The following is a 22,631-nucleotide window of genomic DNA, read 5'->3' on the forward strand; positions in this document are numbered from 1 at the left end:
GCAAGGCAGGGATCAGCGGCCCAGGGCGCTGTTGACGGCGTCGATGGTGCTCTGGCCGATGCGCGAGGCCATTTCCTTGTGCACGGGCTCGAGCGCGGCAATCCATTCCTGGCGCTCTGCGTCGCTCAGTTCATGGAAGGTGGTCTTGCCGGAAGCGCGCATAGCAGCCAGCGAATCATCGTTTTCCTGCTGGGCGATGTCGTTGGCGTAGGTGGTGGCTTCGTCCATGGCCTTTTCCAGGTTGGCGCGCACGTCGGCCGGCAGTTCGTCCCAGAACTTCTTGTTGACGATCACTGCGTAGCCCAGGTAGCCGTGGTTGGACAGCGTGGCGTGCTTCTGCACTTCGTGCATCTTCTGGGTGTACATGTTCGACGGCGGGTTCTCGGTGCCATCGACCACGCCGGTCTGCAGGGCCTGGTAGACCTCGGAGAAGGCCATCACCTGGGGCACGGCATCGAGAGCCTTCATTTGCGACTCGAGTACCTTGGAGGACTGGATGCGCATCTTCAGGCCCAGGAAATCGTCGGGGGTCTGCAGCGGGCTGTTGGCACTCATGATCTTGAAGCCGTTGTCCCAGTAGGCCAGGCCGGTGATGCCCTTGGGCTGGAGCTTGTCCAGCAGGCCCTGGCCGACTTCGCCATCGGTGATCTTGCGCAGGTCTTCCTTGTTCTGGAAAACGTAGGGCAGGTCGAATACCTCGAATTCACGCACGCCCAGCGGACCGAACTTGGCCAGCGACGGGGCCAGCATCTGGACGGCACCCAGTTGCAGGGCTTCGAGTTCTTCCTTGTCCTTGTAGAGTTGCGAGTTGGGATAGACCTCGACCTTGACCTTGCCGTCGGTGTACTGCTCGGCCAGTTGCTTGAAGCGGTCGGCACCCTTGCCCTTGGGCGTGTCGGGCGACACGACGTGGCTGAATTTGATGATGATGGGGGCGTCCTGGGCGAGGCTGGCGGCACTGGTGCAGAGTGCGGCGGCGGCCAGGCCTGCTGCGAAAATACGCTTCATGTGTTTCCTCCGATAATAATTTTAGGGTTATCCCTTATGTGTATTGCCGGCTTTTAGGCACGACAGAGCGCGAGAATAGAGGCAATAATCCTCTTTTGCTATTGTGGAAATCCGAAGTGCCGGTCAACCTTCCCGCGCAGTCACGCTCGCCCGATCCGGGCACCCCTTCTCAGGGCGGGGCTGTCGTCGCCATCATTCCGATTATTGCGATCCTGCTGATCGTGGCGCTGATTGCCGCGTTCATGTGGATGAATGAGCGTGATATCAGGGTGGAACAACGCGAAAAACTGGTGCGCGATACCCTGTGGGTCGAGCAGACGCTGCGTTTCCAGCTCGAAAGCCATGAAAGCAATCTCTATCGGCTGGCTGCCGAGATGGGGCAGTCTTCCGAATTGCCGGCCAATACCCTGGCGCGGGCACGCCACATGGAGGCCAATCACGCCGAACTGGTCTATATCGCCCTGCGTCGCATCGATGGCACGCTCGATGCCATTGCGCCCGTAGGCGACCCGGGCCTGCAGGATGACATGGCGATGCTGCCGACGGTCGGCGTGCCGCCGCGTACGCAGGGACAGCCCAGCCGGGCCCAGTGGAGCCCGCCGGTCTTCGTGCGGGGCCGCCTGCTGTCGGTGCTGCGGCTGCCGGTGTTCAGCGAGCGCAATGTACCGCTCGGGACACTCGAGGCCGTGCTGTCGCTGGGCAACCTGCTGCGCGCCAACGTGCCCTGGTGGATCGGCGAGCGCTATCAGGTATCGCTGACCAGCGTCGGTGGCGATACCCTGGTCAGCAAGTCGAATGCCCAGGCCGACAGCAGCGCTGCCTATACGATGGCCTTCGATCCGCCATTCAGCGGCCTGTTCCTGACGCTGTCCCCCTTCGAGGCCAGCGAGGACGGACGGTTGCAGCAGACCCTGCTGTCGGTGATTCTGGGGTTGACCCTGCTGGCCGTGGTCAACCTGTGGATGCAGCGCCGTCATCTCAAATTGCGCATCCGTGCCGAGCAGGCACTGCGGCGCGAGCAGGTGTTCCGCAAGGCGATGGAGGACTCGATCACGGTCGGCCTGCGCGCCCGCGACCTGGACGGACGCATCATCTACGTCAACCCGGCCTTTGCCCGCATGGTGGGCTGGGAGCCGGGCGAGATCATCGGTCGCTCGCCGCCCATGCCATGGTGGCAGCCTGACCTTATCTCCGAGACCCTGGAGCGCCACCGCAACCTGGGGCAGGTGCCGACGGCACACAGCTTCGAGACGGTCTTCCGGCGGCGTGACGGCAAGTCGCTTGATGTCATGGTGTACGAGGCACCGCTGATCGATGCCGGTGGCACGCATGTGGGCTGGATGGCCTCGATCATCGATGTGTCCGACCGGCGTCGGGCCGAGGAGCAGGCCAGTCAGCAGGCCGACCGGCTGCAGCAGACCGGCAGGCTGATCACCATGGGAGAAATGGCTTCCACCCTGGCGCACGAACTCAATCAACCGCTGGCTGCCATTGCCAGCTATGCGGCTGGCTGTCTGAACATGCTGCAGCGTGAGCCGGTCGATCATGCCCGTCTGCACACCACACTCGAGAACCTGGCGGGGCAGAATCGTCGCGCCGGCCAGATCATTCGCCGTATCCATGACTTCGTGCGCAAGCGGGAGCCCGAGCGAGAGGATTGCGATCTGGTCCGACTGGTCGAGGACACCGTGGCCTTCGCTGCACTGGATGCGCGCCGTTCAGGTGTCCGGCTGGCTTTCGAGGCGACACAGACACATCTGGCCGTCAGTGTCGATCCGGTACTGATCGAGCAGGTTCTGCTCAATCTGATCCGCAATGCCACCGAGGCCATGCAGGATGTGACGGGGCCTGACAAGGTGGTGCGGGTCAGTGTCGAGCGTCATGAAGAGCGCGCGCTGGTGGCCGTGGCCGACATGGGGCATGGCATTGCACCCGAAGTCATGGAGCGGGTGTTCATGCCGTTTGTGACCACCAAGGCGGTAGGCATGGGGATGGGACTCAATATCTGTCGCTCGATCCTGGAGATCCATCAGGGACATCTCTGGTTCGAGGCAGGTGCGTCAGGAGGGGCGACTTTCCTGTTCTCGCTGCCCTGCGCAGAGGGTGTGGAGGAGGGATAAGAATGGACCAACAACAAAACGGGCCGGAACTGGTGCACGTCGTCGACGATGATCCGGCCATTCGTGACTCGCTCGAATGGCTGCTCTATTCGCGCGGCGTGCGCAGCCAGCTTTGGCCGTCCGGCGAGGCCTTCATCGAAGGTTGGACGCCGGAATTGCAGGGCTGCATCCTGCTGGATATCCGCATGAATGAAATGTCCGGCCTCGAGGTGTTCAACTGGCTGCTGGCCAGGAAGGCTCCGCAGCCTGTGGTATTCCTCACTGGGCATGGCGATCTGCCGCTGGCTGTCGAGGCACTCAAGCGCGGTGCCGCCGATTTCATCGAGAAGCCGTTCAATGACAATGATCTGGTGGATCGCATCCTGAGCGCCCTGCGCAAGGGCGAGGCGCGCCTGGACCGCTACCGCCGCGAGCAGGAGCGCGAGACGCGGCTGGCTACACTGTCGGCGCGCGAAGTCGATGTGCTGCAGAAAGTGTTGCTGGGGCTGCTCAACAAGCAGATCGCCGACGAGCTGAACATCTCGATGCGCACGGTGGAGGTCCACCGAGCACGCGTGCTCGAGAAAATGGGTGTGCGCAACGTGGTCGAACTGGCCCGGTTGTTCGGGCCGGAGGACGGCCAGGGCGGCTGATCGATGCTTGTCGGCCAGTGCAGGAGGCACTGTCCTGGCCAGACGTGTCGATCAACGTGCCGGTGGTTGCGCCAGGCGATGCTGGGCCAGCCGCACCCAGTAGGTGGCCCCCAGGGGAATCAGGTCGTCATTGAAATCGTAGCTGCCGTTGTGCAGCATGCAGGGACCGGCACCCGCGCCGGCCTCGCGGTGCGTGCCGTCGCCATTGCCCAGCCAGACATAGCTGCCCGGTTTGTGGCGCAGCATGAAGGCGAAGTCTTCGGCACCCATCGACGGTTCAACCTGGGTGATGACCTGCTCGGGGCCTGCCAGTGCCGTCAGGACGTCCGCACAGACGGCTGTTTCGATGGCGTCGTTGACCGTAGGCGGGTAGTTGCGCTCGAAACGCAGTCGCGCCTTGCAGCCCAGGGCCAGCCCGGTGTGTTCGACGATTTCGCCCATGCGCCGCTCGATCAGGTCGAGGGTGACGTCGGTGAACGTGCGTACGGTGCCGCGCAGGATGGCTTCATTGGGCACCACGTTGTAGGCGCTGCCGGTATGGATCTGGGTCACGCTCAGCACGGCGGCGTCGATGGGGTTGCGATTGCGCGTGACGATGCTTTGCAGCGCCTGGGCGATCTGCACGGCCGCCATGACGGGATCGATGCCCAGGTGCGGCATGCCTGCGTGTGCGCCCTTGCCCTCGATCACGATGTCGAATTCGTTGCTGGAGGCCATGATGGGCCCGCTCGACAGTCCGAAGCTGCCGACCGGCATGCCGGGCCAGTTGTGCATGCCGAATACGGCATCCATCGGGCAGCGTTCGAACAGGCCATCCTGCACCATGCGCTCTGCACCCGCGCCGCCTTCTTCGGCAGGTTGGAAGATGGCATAGACCGTGCCGGCGAAGTCGGGGTGCTGCGCCAGGTAGCGCGCGGCCGACAGCAGCGTGACCGTATGGCCATCGTGACCACAGCCGTGCATCTTGCCGGGGATGGTGCTGGCATGGGCGAAAGTGTTGACCTCCTGCATGGGCAGGGCGTCCATGTCGGCACGCAGGCCGATGGCGTGGCCATTGTCGGGCCGGTTGCCCTTGATGACGCCCACCACGCCGGTGCCGGCCAGCCCACGGATCACGGGGATGCCCCAGGCAGCCAGCCGGTCGGCGATCAGGCCGGAAGTGCGGTGTTCTTCGTAGCCCAGTTCGGGATGGGCATGGATATCGCGCCGGAGGGCAGCCATCTCGGCTTGCCAGCCGACGATCGGTTCGAGCAGTTGCATGGCGGTCGGAACAAAGACTATCGGATGGATATTATGCCCGAGTGCCACGCACTGCGGACACTTACCCCCGTTGCAGGTAAGGTTCGACCATGCCGTACAGCAGGGGATGCAGGTGGCGTCCGCCGCTGATCACGTCGCCCTTGATGGGCCAGGGATCGCGCCCGCGCAGGTCGGTGGTGATGCCGCCAGCCTCGCGTACCAGCAGTGTGCCGGCGGCCACGTCCCAGGGGGCGAGGCCCAGTTCCCAGTAGCCGTCGAAGCGGCCGCAGGCGACCCAGGCCAGGTCCAGGGCGGCCGCGCCCAGTCGGCGTACGCCGCGGGTCTGGTGGATGGCCTGGTCCAGCATGGGCATGTATTCGTCGGCAAAGGAAAAATCGCGGAATGGCAGGCCGGTCGCCAGCAGTGCATCGGCCAGTGCATCGGTGCGCGAGCACTGCACGCGCTGGCTGTTCAGGCGGGTGCCGCCGCCATGCACGGCGGTGAACATCTCTTCGCGGCTGGGATCGTAGACGACGGCCACCACAGGGGTGTCTTCGGTGACGACGACATCGGGGGCGATGGCGGTGCCGGCGTGGGCGATCAACGCAATCGAGACGGCATAGTGCGGGATGCCGTGCAGGAAATTGGTGGTGCCGTCGAGCGGGTCGATGTACCAGGTGGCCTGGCCATGTGTCTGTCCGCCGGTTTCTTCGGCAATCAGGCCGTATTGCGGGGTGAGTCGGGTCAGGATATCGACAATAGTCTGCTCGGCGTCGCGGTCGGCCTGCGACACCAGGTCGTTGCGCGCCTTGTGGTCGATGATCAGGTCGGCGCGGCGGTAGGCGTGGGCCTGCAGGATGGCGGCACCGGCATGGGCCGCCTGTGTGGCCGCGTCCAGCGCCTGGGGCAGGTTGAGTGCAGAGTGCAGGCTGGTCGTGGAAACGGTATCGGTCATGTATGCATCCTGAAGGGAATAACGGATCCTGATAGTGTACGCGTCTGTCGTGACAGTTTGAGGGCAGACAATTGAGGCGGGACAACGCCATCGTGACACGAAGGGGGTAAAGTTCGAGACTTTCCTTTCTGGACGGCACCTGTGTGCCGGATGCAAGCACTCCATGGCCGGACCCTACATCCCTCTCGAACCCGCTACGCCAGCCTTTGACGATGCAGGTACACCCTACAGTGATCGCTATGGCGATGTCTACCATACCGTGCATGGTGCCCTGGCACAGGCAGAGCATGTCTTCATTCGGGGCAATGGTCTGCCGGATCGCTGGCAGGGACGATCCTCGTTCACGGTCTGCGAGACCGGCTTTGGCCTCGGGCTGAACTTCCTGGCACTGTGGCGGCGCTGGCGTGATGATCCGGCGCGACCGCAGCGCCTGCACATGATTTCCATCGAGGCGCACCCGTTTCGCCGGGCTGATCTGGCGGCATTGCAGCAGGCCTGCGTGCCGCCGGAGCTGGCTGGGCTGGCGGCGCAGTTGCAGGCCCAGTGGCCGACGCTGCTGCCGGGCCTGCACCGGCTGGAGTTCGAGGGCGGCGCGCTGACCCTGACGCTGGCCTTCGGACGTGCCCAGGTGCTGGCGGGGCAGATCCTGGCGCAAGTCGATGCCTACTTCCTGGATGGCTTTGCGCCGTCGCGCAATCCGGACATGTGGGATGGTGAGATGCTGCATCGGCTGACCCGACGCTGTGCGCCGGATGCCACGGCAGCGACCTGGTCCAGTGCGGGAGCCGTGCGGCGGGCGCTGGAGACCGCCGGTTTCGAGGTGACACGCCAGCCAGGCTTTGGCGGCAAGCGTGAAATGACCGTGGCGCAGCGTCGTGCGCACGACTGGAATGGCCGGCCATCCTCGGGTGCCCAGCTTGCTGCGCATCGGGCCAGTGGCGAACGCCATGCGATCGTGGTGGGCGGTGGTCTGGCGGGTGCCGGGGTGGCACAGGCGCTGGCCTTGCGTGGCTGGCGCGTCACGGTGCTTGATCATGATCTGGCTCGCCATGACGGGCATATCGCCGCTGCGCTGACGCCCGCCGTCTCCAAGGATGACAATATCCGAGCCCGCCTGTCACGGGCCGGCAGCCAGCGTGCCCTGCGGCGCTGGATGGCGTTGCCGCCAGAGGCGCGACCGCTGCATTGCGGTACGGTGCAGGTGCATGGTGAAAACCTCAAGCGGGCCACGCCGCAGGATGTGGTGCCAGCCCTGGCTTTCCCCCCGGAATGGGTGCGTGCGGTCAGCCGCGAGGAGGGGAGTGAGCTGGCGGGCCTGCCACTGACGCAGGCTGGACTGTTCTTTGCCGACGGCCTGCGCGTGCAGCCTGATGCGCTGTGTCGGGCACTGCTGGCCACGCCGGGTGTGGAGGTGGTGCCGGCGCAGGTGGCGCAGATACGTGGTCCAGATGTGGATGGGCGCGCAGCGGTTGCGCCGGATGTCGCCAGCGAGGCTGCCGGCAAATGGCAGGCGCTGGATGCCGGCGGGCAGGTCATTGCGCAGGCCGATACGCTGGTGCTGGCCAATGGCCTTGCGGTGCAGGGTCTGCTGGCGCAGGCAGGGTTGCTGGCAGAGCTGCCGGACATGGCCAGCATGTTTACCATGGCCGGTGAAATCGTGCTGCTGGAGGCGGGGCTGCTCAAGGCTGTGCCGCGCTGCGTTGTTTCGGGCAATGGTTATTTCCTGCCGGCGTTGGGTGGGACCTGCGCGCTGGGCACGACCTATCTGCCGCACCAGGTCGAAGCCGGCGTGTCGCCACAGGGGCAGCACGAGATCATGGAGAAGATCCAGTCGGTCATCGGACAGCCGCTGTTGCAGGCCGGCATCAGGCCATCGGGCCGGGATGGATTGTGGCCGGGCTGGGCTGGCTGGCGGGTCGTGATGCCGGGCCGCCTGCCGGCCATCGGTCCGGTGCCGGGCGCGGCCGGCCTATGGGTGGCGACGGGCTATGCGTCGATGGGTGTGACCTGGTCGGCGCTGGCTGGCGATGTGATCGGCAGCCTGCTGGAGGGAGAGCCGGTGCCGCTGGAGCAGGAACTGTTACAGGCCATCGCGCCGCGCTGAAGCGGCCCCGGCGCATGCCTGCAGATGGGGTCCGGGAGCGTTTTATCTGCGTGCAGACTGGATACGAGTTTATTTTAGTGGCCAAATCCGTCAAAATAGAGCCTTTTCGTGTTTTTGCAACTGGCTCTTGCCGGGGGATACGCTGTGCTGTCCAAGTTAGATGCTGGCCCTGCCACGCCGCTTGAAACCTTGAAACTGCTTGCAGAAAATTCGGCCCAGTTCGAGTTCGAGGCGGGACCGGATCTGCGGCTGTACGTCGAGGCACACGCCCCGGGCGTGTTTCGCTTTCGTTGCGACTCTGCGGCCCGAGTGGCGGCAGAAGAAAAACCTGCCAGCCGCGCCCGCCAGCGTGCCGAGATGCTGCTGGCCCGTTTCGAGCGGATCGGTGAAACCACGCCGGTTGCCTTCGATGAGGACGGTCGCAAGGGCTGGCGCTTCGACCAGGGCGATGGCCGCCTGGAAGTTTCGGTCGATCCGGTCCGGCTGGCGCTGTATCGCGGCGATCGCTGTGTGCTGTCCACCGCCGATGTGCCGGGTGCCGCACCCTTCGAGGTCGTGAGCGAAGCAGCCAGCAAGGCCGGCTGCGGCCAGCCTTTTGCGCGGGCTGCCTTTGCCCTGCCGGCAGGCGAGCCGGTCTATGGCCTGGGTGAAACCCAGGGCAATCCTGATCGTCGAGGCGAAGTCGTCGTGTCCGATGTGCCCGCCTATCGGGCCCTGCCGCTGGCCTGGAGCCCGGCAGGCTGGGGGATCTACGTCAATACGCTGCATCGTGTCGAACACTGGCTGGGTGTCGAGTCCAGTCCAGATCAATACCAGATCGACATCGAGGCCCCCGCACTGGACCTGTTCCTGTTCGTGGGCGAACCGGCCGAAATCCTCAATCAGTACACGCAACTGACAGGGCGTGCCGGACAGCCGGTGCTGTGGGCCATGGGGGCCTGGGTCCAGCAGGACGCGCAGGCGACCCCGGTGCAGACGGCCGAACTGGCCGAGAGGCTGCGTGCCGAGCGGATTCCGTTCGACAACATCCTGTTGTCCGGCCCTGCGGCCTGGAGCCTGCAGGGCAAGCTGGCGCTGGAATGGGATGCGACCCGTTTCCCGGATGCGCGGCAATTGATGGCGCTGTTTCACAAGCACAGTGCCCAGGTCTGCGGTTATGGTTTTCCTGGTGTGCCTGCCGATCACCCGCTTTTCGAGGAGCTGGAAGACCGCATGTGGCTGCTGGCCGGTGAGGACGGCGCGGCGTATGTGTTTCCGGGCTGCGCGCAGAGTGCCGGCCAGCCGTTCGGCCTGCTGGACCTGACCCATCGCGAGGTGTATGCCCTGTGGTGCGAGCGACATCGCCAACTGCTGGACGATGGTCTTGATGCGCCGGCCTGCGACGTGCAGATTGATATTCCCGATGGCATCGAGGCGCGTGGTGGCGAAACCGGTGCGGTATTGCGCACGGTGTACCCGCTGCTGGTCAAGCGTGCCCTGTTCGATGCCGTGGCCGGGCACAAGACCCCGCCCGAAGGTATCGTCTGGAGCCGTGATCTCATGCCGGCCGCACAGCGCCTGCCCTGGCTGGCAGGTCCGCAGGTCGACAATACCTGGGACGGACTGGAAAACAGCCTGCGCGCCGCGCTGTCGGTCGGGCACAGTGCCGTGCCGGCCATGGTGCACTATTTCGGCAATCCCGATGCGCCGGCTGATGCGCTCGATGGTGAACTCTATGTGCGCTGGCTGAGCTGTCTGACCTTTTCGGCCAATTTCGTCCTGCAGGGGGCGGAAGCCTTCCTGCCCTGGCGCTTTGACGAGTCCGTTCAGGCGCATGTGCGCACCTGGCTGGAGTGGCGCTATCGCCTGATCCCCTATGTGCTGGGGGCGATCGAGGATGCTGCCCGTACCGGGTTGCCGGTGCAGCGGTCGATGGCACTGTCCTTCCCCAATGATCCTGCGGCACATGCCTGGGACCTGCAGTTTCTGCTGGGCCCGGCCATTCTGGTTGCGCCGATCACGGCACCGGGCGAGGCTACGTTCGTGTACCTGCCGGCTGGCGAAGCCTGGTGGGATCTCAACACCGGCGTGCGCTACGAAGGCGGTCAGATTCTGGAGATGCGCTGCGATCTCGACCAGTATCCGGTGTTTGGCCGCGAAGGACACATGCTGTGTCTCGGACCTGCTACCCAGCATACCGGCGAATTCAATTCGGCCCGCATCCTCGATGAGGTCTGGATGTTCGGCATGCCTGAGCACAACCCCGTGGTCATGCGCAACAAGATCCGCGTGATGCAGATGCAGGGTTCCAGCTATATCAAGGGACTCGAAGGGCTGCGTATCCTGGCGTCCGATGGGCTGGAGGTCAAGCGACGCGGGGCTGAAGTGCGTATTTCCCGGGCGCGCTGAGCGTACCCGGGTCCTGTGTGGTTCATGCAGCGGCCTGCGCGGCCGCTGCTCGCGGGGCTGGTGCCGCGCAAGGCGGCATGGTGTATTCCTCCGATTCCCCGTGTTTTCTTATATTTCTATTAGAAATATAGATCTGAGAAAAGAGCGTTTTCCAGATTTACTTATTACTGGCAGAATGGGCCGGTCATGATTCATATTGAAAATATTCATAAGACCTATGTCACGCCGCGTGGTCGTTTCGACGCGCTGCGCGGGATCTCGCTGGAGATCGGCAAAGGCGAAATCTTCGGCGTCATCGGGCCGAGCGGTGCGGGCAAGAGCACGCTGGTGCAATGCATCAACCTGTTGGAGCAGCCCGATCAGGGAGCGATCACCATCGGTGGGCAGGTGCTGACAGGATTGCCCGAGTCGCAATTGCGCCAGCAGCGGCGGCGTATCGGCATGGTGTTCCAGGGCTTCAACCTGCTGGCGCGCCGTACCGTGGCCGGCAACGTGGCCCTGCCGCTGGAAATCGCCGGTGTGCCCGCCAGCGAGATCGGACCGCGCGTGGCGCGCCTGCTCGATCTGGTGGGACTGGCACACCTGCATGATCGCTATCCGGCGCAGATCAGTGGCGGGCAGAAGCAGCGCGTGGGCATTGCCCGGGCGTTGGCCAATGATCCCGACGTGCTGCTCAGCGACGAGGCGACTTCGGCGCTGGATCCGGAAACCACAGCCACGATCCTGACGCTGCTGCGCGAAATCAACCGCAAGACCGGTGTCACCATCGTCATGATCACGCACCAGATGGAAGTCGTACGCCAGGTGTGCGATCGCGTGGCCGTGATCGACAAGGGCCATATCGTCGAGTCCGGGCCGACGGCGCAGGTCTTTGCCGCACCGGAACACGACATTACGCGTGCCATGGTGTCGGCCGTGACGGCATCGGAACTGACCGATGAGACGCTGGCTTCGCTGCGCGACCGCCTGGACCAGGCACGCGCCGAGCCGGGGCAGGATGCCCGGCTCTGGAAACTGGGCCTGTCCGGCCAGGATTCCGGTGCCCTGCTGTCCGACCTGTCGCGCCAGTTCGACCTGCGCCTGTCACTGGTGCAGGCCCGCATCGAGGATATCCAGGGTGTGGCCGTGGGGACCCTGTTTGTCGTGGTGCAGGGGGCGGCCGAACGCATCGAGGCCGCCGAGGCCGCCGTCCGTCAAAAAAACATTGTTCTGGAAGAAGTGAATCATGAATCCGCAACTGCTTGACCTGCTGTGGACTTCGCTGCTTGAAACGCTGCTGATGGTGAGTGTGGCAGGTCTGGCTGCCGTGCTGGTGGGTGTGCCGCTGGGCGTGGCACTGACCGTGACCGATGCGCGTGGCATGCTGCCGCGTCCGGTGTTCAACCGGGTACTGGGCGGGATCGTCAACGCCACGCGTTCGGTGCCCTTCGTGATCCTGCTGGTGGCGATCATCCCGCTGACCCGGCTTATCGCCGGCACATCGATCGGTACGCGTGCCGCCATCGTGCCGCTGGCGCTGGCAGCCATTCCCTTCATGGCACGGGTGGCCGAGAACGCCATGCGTGAAGTGGATCGCGGCCTGATCACGGCGGCGCGTGCCATGGGCGGCACGCCGATGCAGATCATTGCCAAGGTGCTGCTGCCCGAGGCCTTGCCCAGCGTGATCGCGGCGACTACGGTCACCCTGGTGAGCCTGATCGGCTATTCGGCCATGGCTGGTGCCATCGGTGGTGGTGGGCTGGGGGATCTGGCGATTCGCTACGGCTACCAGCGCTTCATGCCCGATGTGATGCTGATTGTGGTGCTGGTGCTGATCGTGCTGGTGCAGGCCGTGCAGAGTCTGGGTGACTGGCTGGTACGTCGCTTGTCGCATCGCTGATTTTTTGTCGCCGGAGCGCAGCGACAAGCGTGGGGGTATTTTTTCGTGTCATTTATCTTGCCGATTACGGCAGACTGGAGTGTTTTCATGAATTTCAACAAACGAATCCTGATCAAGTCCGCTGCCGCGCTGGCACTGGCACCGCTGTTTGCCGTCTCGTCGGCCTGGGCGCAGAATGCGTCGATTACCGTGGGCGTGACCGCCGGCCCGCACGGCCAGATTTTCGAAGAGGTCAAGAAAGAGGCCATCAAGCAGGGGCTGGACATCAAGGTCGTTGAGTTCAGCGACTATGTGCAGCCCAATGCTGCCCTGGCTGCCGGTGACCTGGATGCCAACAGCTACCAGCACCAGCCCTACCTGGATACGGCCAATGCCGACCGCGGCTATGGCTTGGTCAGCATTGCCAAGACCGTGATTTTCCCGATCGGCATCTACAGCCAGAAGGTCAAGTCGCTGGACGAAGTGGGCGAGGGTGGCCGCATTGCCGTGCCCAATGACCCGACCAATGGTGGCCGCGCCCTGCTGCTGCTCGAAAGCCTGGGCCTGATCAAGCTGGACCCCAAGGCCGGCCTGCGCGCGACCCCCATCGATATCGTCGAAAACCCGCGCAAGCTGCGTTTTGTCGAACTGGATGCGGCTCAACTGCCGCGCTCGCTGGGTGATGTCGATGCCGCCGCGATCAACACCAACTTTGCGCTGGAAGCCGGCCTTGATCCCAACAAGGACGCCATCGCCCGCGAATCCGCCGAGTCGCCCTATGCCAATGTGATCGTGGTGCGTGAGCAGGACAAGGATCGCCCCGAGTTCAAGACTCTGATCGAAGCTTATCAGAGCGCCCCGATCAAGGCCTTCATCGAGGAGCAGTACAAGGGCTCGGTGGTACCCGCCTGGTAAGGTGTTGAAAACAGGACGCTGTCGTTTGACAGTGATTCTGAAAGACGCAATAATAGCGGGCTTGGGCCTTTAGCTCAGTCGGTAGAGCAGCGGACTTTTAATCCGTTGGTCGCGAGTTCGAGTCTCGCAGGGCCCACCAAGATTTTGTTTTAGAAAAAGGCTTGTCGATTTTTCGGCAGGCCTTTTTTCTTTGTGTTTGCACTGCGTGCGGGATTGCCCGCGAGAGATGCGCAAGCTGCTGCCATAAAATTGCTGTCGGCGCGCAAGAGTGGCCCAGGGCTCTTGGCCCGGCACCGTTGAAAGGTGGCCAGGCCGTGGTCCCTCACCTCATCGCTCAGAACTCTTCCAGATATCGCATCCGGAACCGCTTGCCCTTGATATTGCTGTTCGACACCCTGGAGAACACCTGCTTGGCGATCTGTCGATCCAGTGCCACATAGGCATTGAACTCGGTGATGTTGATTTTGCCGACCTGTTCGAAGGTCAGCCCGCCGTCGCCCGTCAGTGCACCCAGCAGGTCGCCGGGGCGCAGTTTGTCTTTCTTGCCGCCATGGATGCATAGCGTGACCATGGGCGCGCGCAGGGGGCGATCCGACTTGGGGCGCAGGGACTTGATGTCGGCCCATTTCAGCGGGTTGCCCTGGTATTGTTCGATCAGGTTGGCCCAGTGCATTTCCTCGGGCGAGCACAGGCTCAGCGCCAGGCCTTTCTGGTCGCCGCGACCACTGCGGCCGATGCGATGGACGTGGACTTCGGTGTCCTTGGTCACGTCCACATTGATCACGGCACCCAGGTTCTGGATATCCAGGCCGCGTGCAGCGACGTCGGTGGCGACCAGTACGGCGCAGCTTCGGTTGGCGAACTGGATCAGGATTTCGTCGCGGTCACGCTGTTCCAGATCGCCATTGAGTGCCTGGGCACTGATGCCTTCGGCACGCAGGCGCTCGATCAGTTCGTGGCTGCGGATCTTGGTGTTGCAGAAGGCCAGCGTGGATTCGGGTCGGAAATGGGCCAAAAGCTGGACTACGGCATCGAGCCGTTCACTGTCGTCGATTTCATAGAAAATCTGTTCGATGCGGCTGGCATCGTGCTGTGTCTCGACCTTGACCTCGGCCGGGTTGCGCAGGAAGCGGGCGCTCAGCTTGCGGATATTGTCGGGGTAGGTGGCCGAGAACAGCAGGGTCTGGCGTTTGGCAGGGCAACGCGAGGCGATGGCGACGATGTCGTCGTGGAAACCCATGTCCACCATGCGGTCGGCCTCGTCCAGTACCAGCGTGGACAGGCCGGACAGATCCAGGTTGCCGCGCGCCAGATGATCCTGGATGCGGCCGGGCGTCCCCACCACAATGTGCGCACCTCGGGCCAGTGATTCGGCCTGGGGGCGTGCGGCCACGCCGCCGCACAGGGTCAGAATCTTGACGTTGGGGATCAGTCGGGCCAGTCGGCGCAGTTCCTGGGCCACCTGGTCGGCCAGCTCCCGGGTCGGACAGACCAGCAGGGCCTGTGGGGCCAGGCGTCGGATGTCCAGGGTCTGCAGGACGCCCAGGCCGAAGGCGGCGGTCTTGCCGCTGCCGGTCTTGGCCTGTGCGATCAGGTCGCGGCCTTCCAGCACGAGCGGCAGGCTTTGTGCCTGGATAGGCGTCATCTGTTCGAAACCCAGGCTTTGCAGGTTGTCGAGCAGGGCGGGCAGAAAAGGCAGGGTGGAGAACGGGGCGGTGGTCACGACGGGGGATGCTCGCAGAGGGGCGGCCAGCGGGCCGCGCAGGATGGATTCAGCCGACAGTGTATGCCGTTCGCTGACGTTAGCGGGCGTTGCCCGCCAAATAATGTGCCGCTTTGCAGCGGCACGCGAGCGGTACATTGCAGGCCTACTGCATGAACCACCCGTGGCTGACCACCAGGGTCTGGCCGGTCAGCGCGTTGTTCCTGGCGGCTGCGAAGAACAGCACGGCATCGGCCACGTCATCGGTCGTGGTGAATTCGCCATCGACGGTGTCCTTGAGCATCACGGTCTTGATGACCTGTTCTTCCGTGATGCCCAGTTCCTTGGCCTGCTCGGGGATCTGCTTGTCCACCAGTGGCGTGCGCACGAAACCGGGGCAGACGACGTTGGCCGTCACGTTATGCTCTGCACCTTCCTTGGCCAGTACCTTGGCCAGGCCGACCAGACCGTGCTTGGCGGTGACGTAGGGGGCCTTGAGCTTGGAGGCTTCCTTGGAGTGTACCGAACCCATGTAGACCACGCGGCCATAGTTGGCGGCGTACATGTGCCTGAGGCAGGCGCGGGTCGTCAGGAACGCACCGTCGAGGTGGATGGACAGCAGTTTTTTCCAGTCGGCGTAGGGGAAGTCCACCAGCGGCTTGACGATCTGGATGCCGGCATTGCTGACCAGGATGTCGATCTTGCCGTATTTGGCGATGACGTCGGCCACGCCTTTCTCGACCTGATCTTCATCCGTGACGTTCATGGCGACGGCAAAGGCGTCGGCCCCGGTCGCCTTGATTTCCTCGGCGGTGGCCTGGGCGGCCTGCAGGTTGAGGTCGGCAATCACGGGGGTGCCGCCTTCGGCCGCGAAGCGCAGTGCGATTTCCTTGCCGATACCGCTGGCGGCACCGGTGATGATGCCGATTTTTCCATCAAAGCGGGACATGTGCTGTCTCCTTCAGGGGGTGGGGGTTGAGTCGGGGGCCAGGTAGTCGTAGACCACTTCGCCCAGGCCCAGCGTCAGGTCGGCGATGTAGTGGGTGGCCGACACCACTTCGCGCACGGGCAGCCGCGCCACGTCACACATGGCATGTTCGAAGAGCTGCAATGCGCCGGGACCGTCCCAGGCTCCCTTGAGCGTGACATCTTCCATGTAGTAGCGGACCAGTTCGCAGATACGTGGCGAACCGTCTACGTGGGGGATGATCTTGATCATGAAGGCCGGCTTGTCCAGGTTCCTGGCGAAGCTGGGCAGGTCGAGTTCGCGGTGCTTGTAGCCCATGGTGGCCGTGGCGCACAGGACCGAGCCATAGTGCAGTGTGCCGACCAGGGTTTCCTGTTCATGGCGCAGGTTGGGTGTCGCCAGCTTTTTGGGAAAGCCCCAGATTTCGCGCCCACCCGTGATCGGTGAGTTGTCGTCCAGATACATGGCATGCACATAGCTGCCCTCCTGCATCTCGCCCTGGAGCGTGGTGAAGCGTACCGGGATCACCTGGCCTGTCTCGGTGTAGTCGCCAAAGCCGGTGGAATCGGGCATGCGGATGAACTCGTAGGCCACGGTGTCGCCGACCACCTCCAGTGGCTCCGGCACCAGCGCCTGCAGGCGCTCGGGGTCGGTGCGATAGGTGATGACGAAGAATTCCCGGTTGTAGAACTTGTAGGGGGGCCGGGGGTAGGCGGGGTTGTGCAGCGGCATGGCAAAGGCGCTGGCGCGCACATCTGCGATTTTCATCGGTCGAGTCTCCTTGCTCTGGATCAGGCTTGCTTTTTGCGATGCACGTCAAAGGTGGCCACGCCGTCCGGACTGGTCGGGCATTGCAGGACTTCCGGGTGCCGGAGCGTCAGGGTGGCATCTTCGTAGCCGGCGTGCCAGTGCTCGTGCATGGTGGTGCGCGAGAACTCATAATCCTTGCTGGTGCCTTCGTATTCCTTGGCGCGATAGATCAGCTGGATGATGTTGTAGTCCTTTTCATCCGCCTCAGAGATCAGCGCGTCGATCTCGGCATCGTCGTTGCCCAGCAGGGCGGCATCCGGCATTTTTTCGATCAGGCGGGCCAGGGCGCGGCGCAGGCGCTGCTGTCTCCGGAATTGGTCGGTGGCCTGCCGCGTGCGGCTCGAAAAGCGGATGTCTTTCAGGCGGATGTCCTGGCAGATCAGGTCGCCCGGAAATTCGCCCCGGGCGCTCCAGAGATCGACCTGGAATGCCAGCGTGTCGCAGCGTGGCTTGCTGTCCAGCACCCACTGGAGCGGCGTATTGGAGACCAGCCCGCCATCCCAGTAGGGTTCGCCATCGACCATCACCGCCGGGAAGCCAGGCGGCAGCGCACCGCTGGCCATGACATGCTCGGGGCCGATGGTATGGGTGGTGGTGTCGAAATAGGTGAAATTGCCGGTCAGCACGTTGACGGCACCGACGCTGAACCGCATCTTGCCGGTGTTGATCCGGTCGAAGTCGACCAGCCGTTCCAGCGTGGCCTTGAGAGGCGACGTATCGTAGAAACTCTGGGCGTTTTCCGTTCCATAGGGGGCCAGCAACGGATGCAGCGGGCGGGGCTTGAAAAAATCCTGTGCGCCGTTGATCAGCGTGGCGAAGGCGCTGATCTGGTTCGACCAGCCGCGCAGGACGTCGTGGTGGGGTTCGATGGCGGCAGGTTGCAGTCCCCAGAGCGCTGGCAGGTAGGCTGGATGGGCTGGTGGCGGGGCCGTGATGGTCTGCCAGAAATCCCGCAGGGCATCGACCCGTTTTTCGGGAGGATTGCCGGCGATCAGTGCGGCATTGATGGCACCGATGGAAATGCCGGCGACCCAGTCCGGGTGCAGGTCCTGTTCTGCCAGAACCTCGTAGACCCCGGCCTGATAAGAGCCAAGCGCACCACCGCCCTGCAGTATCAGGGCGATGCGTTCAAAGGGAGCGTGTTGCTTTTTCATGCATCAACTCCATCTGGAAACAGGTGGAAACTCGTACAGACAATAATCACGATTCAATAAAATTGATGTGTCTATTTCTTTTTGTTACATAAGAATGATATCAGCTTGCGTCTTTATTTGTTCTCGGCATATACAGTCATCTGCATTGAGAGGCTGGCCAGTTTTATTTTCATAATGCGTTCACTGGAAACGGATCGATGACAACAACACCCGCGTCGCAGCCAGCACGTCCCCTGGGACTGGATGACATTACCGTCATCGACGATTCGAAACTCAAGAAAGCCGTGACGGCCGCCGCTCTGGGCAATGCCATGGAGTGGTTCGATTTTGGCGTGTATGGTTTCGTGGCCTTTGCTCTGGGCAAGGTGTTCTTTCCCGATGCCTCGCCAGCCGTGCAGACCATCGCGGCCCTGGGGACGTTTTCGGTGCCGTTCCTGGTGCGGCCGCTGGGGGGCGTGTTCTTCGGACTGATGGGAGACAGGTTCGGACGCCAGAAAGTCCTGTCATTGACCATCATCATCATGGCGATCAGCACCTTCTGCATCGGGCTGATCCCTGCCTATGCCACGATTGGCCTGTGGGCACCTATTTTGTTGCTGTTGTGCAAGTTGGCGCAGGGGTTCTCGGTCGGCGGTGAATATACGGGGGCTGCGATTTTCGTGGCCGAATATGCGCCGGATCGTCGTCGTGGTTTTCTAGGCAGTTGGCTGGATTTCGGCTCCATTGCGGGTTTCGTGATGGGCGCAGGCCTGGTGGTGGTGCTGCAGACCCTATTGGGCGAGGCGCGTTTCCTGGACTGGGGCTGGCGCGTGCCATTCTTCGTGGCCGGGCCGCTGGGCCTGCTGGGGCTGTATCTGCGTCATGCCGCGGAAGAAACACCGGCCTTCACGCAACAACTCGAACGCATGGAGCAGGGCGACCGCGATGCGATCAAGGAGCGGCCCGGCGTGTCGTTTCGCGAGATATTCACGCGCTACCGCAAGGCATTGCTGATCTGCATCGGCATGGTACTGGTCACAAATATCACCTATTACATGCTGCTGACCTATTTGCCGACGTATCTGTCGAGCAGTCTGGGTTATTCCGAAGCGCATGGTGTCCTGATCATTATCGTGGTGATGATCGGCATGCTGTTTGTCCAGCCGGTGGTGGGTTTCGTCAGCGACAAGATCGGCCGCAAGCCATTTCTGCTGATCGGCAGCGTGGGCCTGTTTTTCCTGGCCTTGCCGGCTTTCAAGATGATCGGGACCGATAATACCGGCATGATTTTCCTGGGGCTGCTGGTACTGGCGGTGCTGCTCAATTGCCTGACCGGTGTCATGGCGTCGACGTTGCCGGCATTGTTTCCCACTCGGATCCGCTACAGCGCCCTGGCCAGTTCGTTCAATATCGCCATTATCCTCGCAGGCCTGACGCCGACGGTGGCCGCCTGGCTGGTCGAATCCACGCAGGATCTGATGATCCCGGCCTATTATCTGATGGTGGCCGCCCTGATCGGTCTGACGACGTCGTTTTTCCTGCCGGAGACGGCAAACCGGCCACTGCGTGGCGATACGCCCAATGCCTCGAGCCGGCAGGAGGCACGAGTATTGCTCCAGCAGGCCTACGAGCATATCGAGCAGAACGTGGAAGAAGTCGATGAGCGGATACTCGAACTGGAAGCACAGATCGAGACATTGCGGCAGCGTCGGCAGACCCTGGTAGACCAGCATCCCCGGCTGGATTAGGAGAAAGTTGTTTTCCGTCCGGATATATCGACATAACCAGAGATTATTCCATGCTATTTGTGTGGATATTAAAATCCCGGTTTTGACTTCGATATATCAGGAACCATGATGCGGACTTCTCTGCTGCGCGCCATTTTTCTCTCCTCCCTGCTGGTGTTATCGGGAGGTGCCGGTGCCGCAGGTGATGCGCCGCTCAAGGTGGGCGTGACGGCGGGCCCGCATGCCCAGATCGGTGAGGTGGTCAAGGCTGAAGCCGCCCGGCGCGGGCTGGTGGTGGAACTGATCGAGTTCAGCGATTACGTGCAGCCCAATGCCGCGCTGGATGCCGGCGAAATCGACCTCAATGTCTACCAGCATCGCCCCTTCCTGGAAGCGCAGAACAAGGGCCGTGGCTATCGACTGGTGCCGGTCGCCGATGCCGTGGTGCAGCAGATCGGCATCTACAGCCGCAAGGTCGGCAAGCTGGATGACCTGCCCCAGGGGGCGCAGGTGGCGATTCCCAATGATCCGACCAATGGTGCACGGGCGTTGCTGGTCCTGCGCGACGCAGGCCTGATCGGGCTGCGCGAAGGCGTGGATGTGGGAGCATCGCCGCTCGACGTGGTGGAAAATCCCAAGGGCATCCGGTTCGTCGAGATCGAGGCGGCACAGTTACCGCATGCGCTGGGCGATGTCGATGCGGCCGCCGTCAACTCTTCGTATGCCATTCCGGCCGGGCTCTCGCCCGCGCGTGATGCCCTGGTGCTGGAGCGAAAGGATGGCCCCTATGCGGTGATCGTGATCGCGGCTCGCGAAGACCGGCGTGACGATCCGCGCATTGCGCAGTTCGTCGAGGCCTACCATACGCCAGAGGTCAAGGCATTCGTCGAGCAGGCTTTTCCGGATGCCTACTCTGCGGCCTGGTAGCCTGTCGAGACAAGGAGAATCAGCATGACGCAATTGACTGTATACCGTGATGACGCACCGGACCTGCCGGTGCTGCAGACCGCCGATGCCGGGCAGATCGCCGCACTGGTCGAGACACTGGGCGGGCGCTTCGAGCGCTGGCCGGCGCGTCGTGAGCTGGCACCAGGCGCTGCGCCCGAGGTGGTGCTGACTGCCTATGAGGACGAGATCCGTGCGCTGCAGCAGGAAGGGGGATATCAGACGGCGGATGTGATCAGCCTGCATGGCGCACCGTCCAACCTGGCCGAACTGCGCGCCAAATTCCTGGCCGAGCATACGCATGCCGAAGACGAAGTGCGCTTTTTCGTGGCAGGCAGCGGCCTGTTCGTGCTGCATGCGCAGGGGCAGGTATTTGCGTTGCTGTGCGAAAAGGATGATCTGATTTCGGTGCCGGCCGGCCTGCAGCACTGGTTCGATATGGGACCGTCGCCGTCGTTCACCTGCATCCGCCTGTTTACCGATCCGGCGGGCTGGGCGGCGCAATATACGGGAGATGGCATTGCCACCCGGTTTCCGTCTCTGGGTGACGCGAATGGCCCATCTGCCTGATGGCAGATAAACGCTGATCCGCAGCGGCGGATTTCTTCCTCTTACATCTCCGATGGCCCGCCTTCCAGGTGGGCCTTTTTGTTGCCTGGGCTGCTCAGTTACGCCGTTTTGGCACATATTCTTAGCGCAAACAATTCGTTCGTGCCGGCGCATGCATGGCCTAACTTATCGGCTTCTCTGGACTTCACAGCATGGTGCTGTGAGCAGCCCACAGGGTTTGTCGATGTTACGTCATATGCCTCCTGAATCGTTTCTGCCTGTCGCGCCCGGTACCAACCAGGGCGACTGGGCCTATCAGCGCATACGTCGGGATATCCTTTCGTGCCGGTTGTTGCCGGGTGCCATCGTGACCGAGCCGGAGCTGATGGCCACCTATGGCATCGGCAAGAGCAGTTGCCGTATCGCATTGACCCGATTGAGCCATGAACACTTTGTCGCCTCACGGCCGCGCAAGGGGTATCGGATTGCGCCCATCACGGTCAAGGATGTGGAAGAGGTGTTCACGCTGCGCGTGCAGCTTGAGCCGCTGGCGGCACGCCTGGCAGTGGGGCGGGTCGATATCGCCAGACTGCGCGAACTGGAGGCGGCCTGCCGTGTCCGGCATCCTGTACCGCTGCCGGACCAGATCGATCTGTTCATGGATGCCAACAATGCGTTCCATCTGGAAATCGCCCGTGCGTCCGGTAACGAGCGACTGTTGCGCACCCTGACGGGCCTGCTCGATGAAATGAGTCGTCTGGTCGCCCTGGGATTCAATGTCCAGGGAACCAAGCCGGAAATCAAGCATGATCACAATGCCATGATTGCCGCCTTCGAAGAGGGCGATGGCAAGCGGGCCGAATTGATCGCGCGGCGACACATCGAGACGTTCCAGTCCATGACACTGGAAAAGGTCTATGCCAGCCTGAGCGAAGCCGGTGCGTCCTTGCCGTTGCTGGCGGAGCGATTCGGATGAATGCCACCATGGTCATCGAACACGCCCCGGTCATTTCGGTATCGGGCCTGAGCAAGCATTTTGGTGCCCTGGAGGTGCTGCGCGATATTTCCCTGGATGTGGCACAGGGCGAAGTCATCGCGGTGCTGGGGACCTCCGGTTGCGGCAAGAGTACGTTGCTCAACATCCTGTCAGGACTGTTGCGCCCGGATGCCGGGCATCTGCGGCTCTATGGCCGCGAGGCAAGTGGCTTCACGGATTGGCGACGCATTGTCTACATGTTCCAGGAAGACCGGCTGCTGCCATGGCGCAGCATCTGGCGCAATGTGGCCTTTGGGCTCGAGGCCGGCACCCTGTCGCGCACGCAGCGGCGGGAGCGCGCCCTGGCGGCGCTGGCGCAGGTGGGGCTTGCTGCTTTTGCCGAGGCCTGGCCGCATCAGTTGTCAGGGGGCATGCGCAGTCGGGTGGCCCTGGCGCGCAGCCTGGTGGCGGAGCCGGGCATCCTGCTGATGGATGAGCCCTTTTCCAAGCTGGATCCGCAGACGCGCAGCCAGATGCATGCCGAATTGCTGCAGTTGCAGCGACAGCACGGCATGACCGTGGTGTTCGTGACGCACGATGTGG

General features: G+C 62.9%; 19 protein-coding genes and 1 tRNA gene. 13 read left to right on the plus strand and 7 right to left on the minus strand.

Going from position 1 to position 22,631, the window contains the following annotated elements; all coding sequences use genetic code 11:
* Window positions 1–12: 12 nt before the first annotated feature.
* Window positions 13–1,008, minus strand: coding sequence for a TRAP transporter substrate-binding protein (locus ABN482_RS13160; protein ID WP_349504421.1), 996 nt, complete (start codon window positions 1,006–1,008; stop codon window positions 13–15).
* Between the two features lie 116 nt (window positions 1,009–1,124).
* On the opposite strand from ABN482_RS13160, the gene ABN482_RS13165 reads away from it, so the two are divergent.
* On the plus strand, window positions 1,125–3,128 hold the full coding sequence (locus tag ABN482_RS13165) for a sensor histidine kinase (protein WP_349504422.1): 2,004 nt from the start codon (window positions 1,125–1,127) through the stop codon (window positions 3,126–3,128).
* Between the two features lie 2 nt (window positions 3,129–3,130).
* Window positions 3,131–3,760: a response regulator transcription factor gene (locus ABN482_RS13170; protein WP_349504423.1), complete on the plus strand. Its 630-nt coding sequence runs from the start codon at window positions 3,131–3,133 to the stop codon at window positions 3,758–3,760.
* A 51-nt stretch (window positions 3,761–3,811) separates the two neighbouring features.
* Here the strand turns inward: ABN482_RS13170 and ABN482_RS13175 are convergent, their stop codons facing one another.
* Window positions 3,812–5,020, minus strand: a complete 1,209-nt coding sequence (locus ABN482_RS13175; RefSeq protein ID WP_349504424.1) for a M20 aminoacylase family protein — start codon at window positions 5,018–5,020, stop codon at window positions 3,812–3,814.
* Between the two features lie 61 nt (window positions 5,021–5,081).
* Window positions 5,082–5,954, minus strand: coding sequence for an inositol monophosphatase family protein (locus ABN482_RS13180; protein ID WP_349504425.1), 873 nt, complete (start codon window positions 5,952–5,954; stop codon window positions 5,082–5,084).
* Window positions 5,955–6,117: 163 nt separating this feature from the next.
* Between ABN482_RS13180 and mnmC the strand changes: the two genes are divergently transcribed.
* From mnmC to ABN482_RS13210, 6 genes are all read left to right on the plus strand, one after another.
* Window positions 6,118–8,058 (plus strand): bifunctional tRNA (5-methylaminomethyl-2-thiouridine)(34)-methyltransferase MnmC2/FAD-dependent 5-carboxymethylaminomethyl-2-thiouridine(34) oxidoreductase MnmC1, encoded by a 1,941-nt coding sequence (gene mnmC / locus ABN482_RS13185; protein ID WP_349504426.1) that lies wholly within the window; start codon window positions 6,118–6,120, stop codon window positions 8,056–8,058.
* A gap of 144 nt (window positions 8,059–8,202) precedes the next feature.
* Window positions 8,203–10,446, plus strand: a complete 2,244-nt coding sequence (locus ABN482_RS13190; RefSeq protein WP_349504427.1) for a glycoside hydrolase family 31 protein — start codon at window positions 8,203–8,205, stop codon at window positions 10,444–10,446.
* A gap of 186 nt (window positions 10,447–10,632) precedes the next feature.
* Window positions 10,633–11,691, plus strand: coding sequence for a methionine ABC transporter ATP-binding protein (locus ABN482_RS13195; RefSeq protein WP_349504428.1), 1,059 nt, complete (start codon window positions 10,633–10,635; stop codon window positions 11,689–11,691).
* A complete protein-coding gene (locus tag ABN482_RS13200) occupies window positions 11,672–12,325 on the plus strand; it encodes a methionine ABC transporter permease (RefSeq protein WP_349504429.1) in 654 nt (217 codons plus the stop codon). Before ABN482_RS13195 ends, ABN482_RS13200 begins: the two co-directional genes overlap by 20 nt.
* An 87-nt stretch (window positions 12,326–12,412) precedes the next feature.
* Window positions 12,413–13,219 (plus strand): MetQ/NlpA family ABC transporter substrate-binding protein, encoded by an 807-nt coding sequence (locus tag ABN482_RS13205; RefSeq protein WP_109062007.1) that lies wholly within the window; start codon window positions 12,413–12,415, stop codon window positions 13,217–13,219.
* A 63-nt stretch (window positions 13,220–13,282) separates the two neighbouring features.
* A tRNA-Lys gene (locus ABN482_RS13210) sits at window positions 13,283–13,358 on the plus strand.
* Window positions 13,359–13,553: 195 nt separating this feature from the next.
* Here the strand turns inward: ABN482_RS13210 and dbpA are convergent.
* The 4 genes from dbpA to ABN482_RS13230 all read right to left on the minus strand — a co-directional run bounded on the left by dbpA (window position 13,554) and on the right by ABN482_RS13230 (window position 17,852).
* Window positions 13,554–14,942: an ATP-dependent RNA helicase DbpA gene (gene dbpA / locus ABN482_RS13215; RefSeq protein WP_349504430.1), complete on the minus strand. Its 1,389-nt coding sequence runs from the start codon at window positions 14,940–14,942 to the stop codon at window positions 13,554–13,556.
* A gap of 145 nt (window positions 14,943–15,087) precedes the next feature.
* Window positions 15,088–15,870, minus strand: coding sequence for a 3-hydroxybutyrate dehydrogenase (locus tag ABN482_RS13220; RefSeq protein ID WP_349504431.1), 783 nt, complete (start codon window positions 15,868–15,870; stop codon window positions 15,088–15,090).
* Window positions 15,871–15,882: 12 nt separating this feature from the next.
* Window positions 15,883–16,656 carry an acetoacetate decarboxylase gene (locus tag ABN482_RS13225; RefSeq protein WP_349504432.1) on the minus strand — a complete coding sequence of 258 codons (774 nt, stop codon included), beginning with the start codon at window positions 16,654–16,656 and terminating at the stop codon, window positions 15,883–15,885.
* Between the two features lie 23 nt (window positions 16,657–16,679).
* A complete protein-coding gene (locus ABN482_RS13230; RefSeq protein WP_349504433.1) occupies window positions 16,680–17,852 on the minus strand; it encodes a DUF3734 domain-containing protein in 1,173 nt (390 codons plus the stop codon).
* A gap of 197 nt (window positions 17,853–18,049) precedes the next feature.
* Here ABN482_RS13230 and proP point away from each other — a divergent pair, with 197 nt between their 5' ends.
* The 5 genes from proP to ABN482_RS13255 form a co-directional block, all read left to right on the plus strand.
* Window positions 18,050–19,579, plus strand: a complete 1,530-nt coding sequence (proP, locus tag ABN482_RS13235) for a glycine betaine/L-proline transporter ProP (RefSeq protein ID WP_349504434.1) — start codon at window positions 18,050–18,052, stop codon at window positions 19,577–19,579.
* A gap of 105 nt (window positions 19,580–19,684) precedes the next feature.
* The gene (locus ABN482_RS13240) at window positions 19,685–20,485 is read left to right on the plus strand and encodes a MetQ/NlpA family ABC transporter substrate-binding protein (RefSeq protein ID WP_162300466.1); all 801 of its coding nucleotides are present in this window, start codon (window positions 19,685–19,687) and stop codon (window positions 20,483–20,485) included.
* Between the two features lie 24 nt (window positions 20,486–20,509).
* Window positions 20,510–21,073: a 1,2-dihydroxy-3-keto-5-methylthiopentene dioxygenase gene (locus ABN482_RS13245; protein ID WP_349504435.1), complete on the plus strand. Its 564-nt coding sequence runs from the start codon at window positions 20,510–20,512 to the stop codon at window positions 21,071–21,073.
* A 235-nt stretch (window positions 21,074–21,308) separates the two neighbouring features.
* Window positions 21,309–22,028 carry a GntR family transcriptional regulator gene (locus ABN482_RS13250; RefSeq protein WP_349504436.1) on the plus strand — a complete coding sequence of 240 codons (720 nt, stop codon included), beginning with the start codon at window positions 21,309–21,311 and terminating at the stop codon, window positions 22,026–22,028.
* On the plus strand, window positions 22,025–22,631 hold a 607-nt coding region (locus ABN482_RS13255; RefSeq protein ID WP_349504437.1), incomplete at its 3' end, for an ABC transporter ATP-binding protein. The genes ABN482_RS13250 and ABN482_RS13255, both read left to right, overlap by 4 nt.

This window comes from Corticimicrobacter sp., from assembly GCF_040137905.1.
Classification (GTDB): domain Bacteria; phylum Pseudomonadota; class Gammaproteobacteria; order Burkholderiales; family Burkholderiaceae_B; genus Corticimicrobacter.

Bases quoted from the DNA above. Each gene is read 5' to 3' on its own strand.
- ABN482_RS13160 (WP_349504421.1), bottom strand. From the start codon at position 1,008: ATGAAGCGTATTTTCGCAGCAGGCCTGGCCGCCGCCGCACTCTGCACC.
- ABN482_RS13225 (WP_349504432.1), bottom strand. From the start codon at position 16,656: ATGAAAATCGCAGATGTGCGCGCCAGCGCCTTTGCCATGCCGCTGCAC.
- mnmC (WP_349504426.1), top strand. From the start codon at position 6,118: ATGGCCGGACCCTACATCCCTCTCGAACCCGCTACGCCAGCCTTTGAC.
- ABN482_RS13240 (WP_162300466.1), top strand. From the start codon at position 19,685: ATGATGCGGACTTCTCTGCTGCGCGCCATTTTTCTCTCCTCCCTGCTG.
- ABN482_RS13175 (WP_349504424.1), bottom strand. From the start codon at position 5,020: ATGCAACTGCTCGAACCGATCGTCGGCTGGCAAGCCGAGATGGCTGCC.
- ABN482_RS13220 (WP_349504431.1), bottom strand. From the start codon at position 15,870: ATGTCCCGCTTTGATGGAAAAATCGGCATCATCACCGGTGCCGCCAGC.
- ABN482_RS13200 (WP_349504429.1), top strand. From the start codon at position 11,672: ATGAATCCGCAACTGCTTGACCTGCTGTGGACTTCGCTGCTTGAAACG.
- ABN482_RS13250 (WP_349504436.1), top strand. From the start codon at position 21,309: ATGCCTCCTGAATCGTTTCTGCCTGTCGCGCCCGGTACCAACCAGGGC.
- ABN482_RS13180 (WP_349504425.1), bottom strand. From the start codon at position 5,954: ATGACCGATACCGTTTCCACGACCAGCCTGCACTCTGCACTCAACCTG.
- proP (WP_349504434.1), top strand. From the start codon at position 18,050: ATGACAACAACACCCGCGTCGCAGCCAGCACGTCCCCTGGGACTGGAT.
- ABN482_RS13245 (WP_349504435.1), top strand. From the start codon at position 20,510: ATGACGCAATTGACTGTATACCGTGATGACGCACCGGACCTGCCGGTG.
- ABN482_RS13170 (WP_349504423.1), top strand. From the start codon at position 3,131: ATGGACCAACAACAAAACGGGCCGGAACTGGTGCACGTCGTCGACGAT.
- ABN482_RS13195 (WP_349504428.1), top strand. From the start codon at position 10,633: ATGATTCATATTGAAAATATTCATAAGACCTATGTCACGCCGCGTGGT.
- ABN482_RS13230 (WP_349504433.1), bottom strand. From the start codon at position 17,852: ATGAAAAAGCAACACGCTCCCTTTGAACGCATCGCCCTGATACTGCAG.
- ABN482_RS13205 (WP_109062007.1), top strand. From the start codon at position 12,413: ATGAATTTCAACAAACGAATCCTGATCAAGTCCGCTGCCGCGCTGGCA.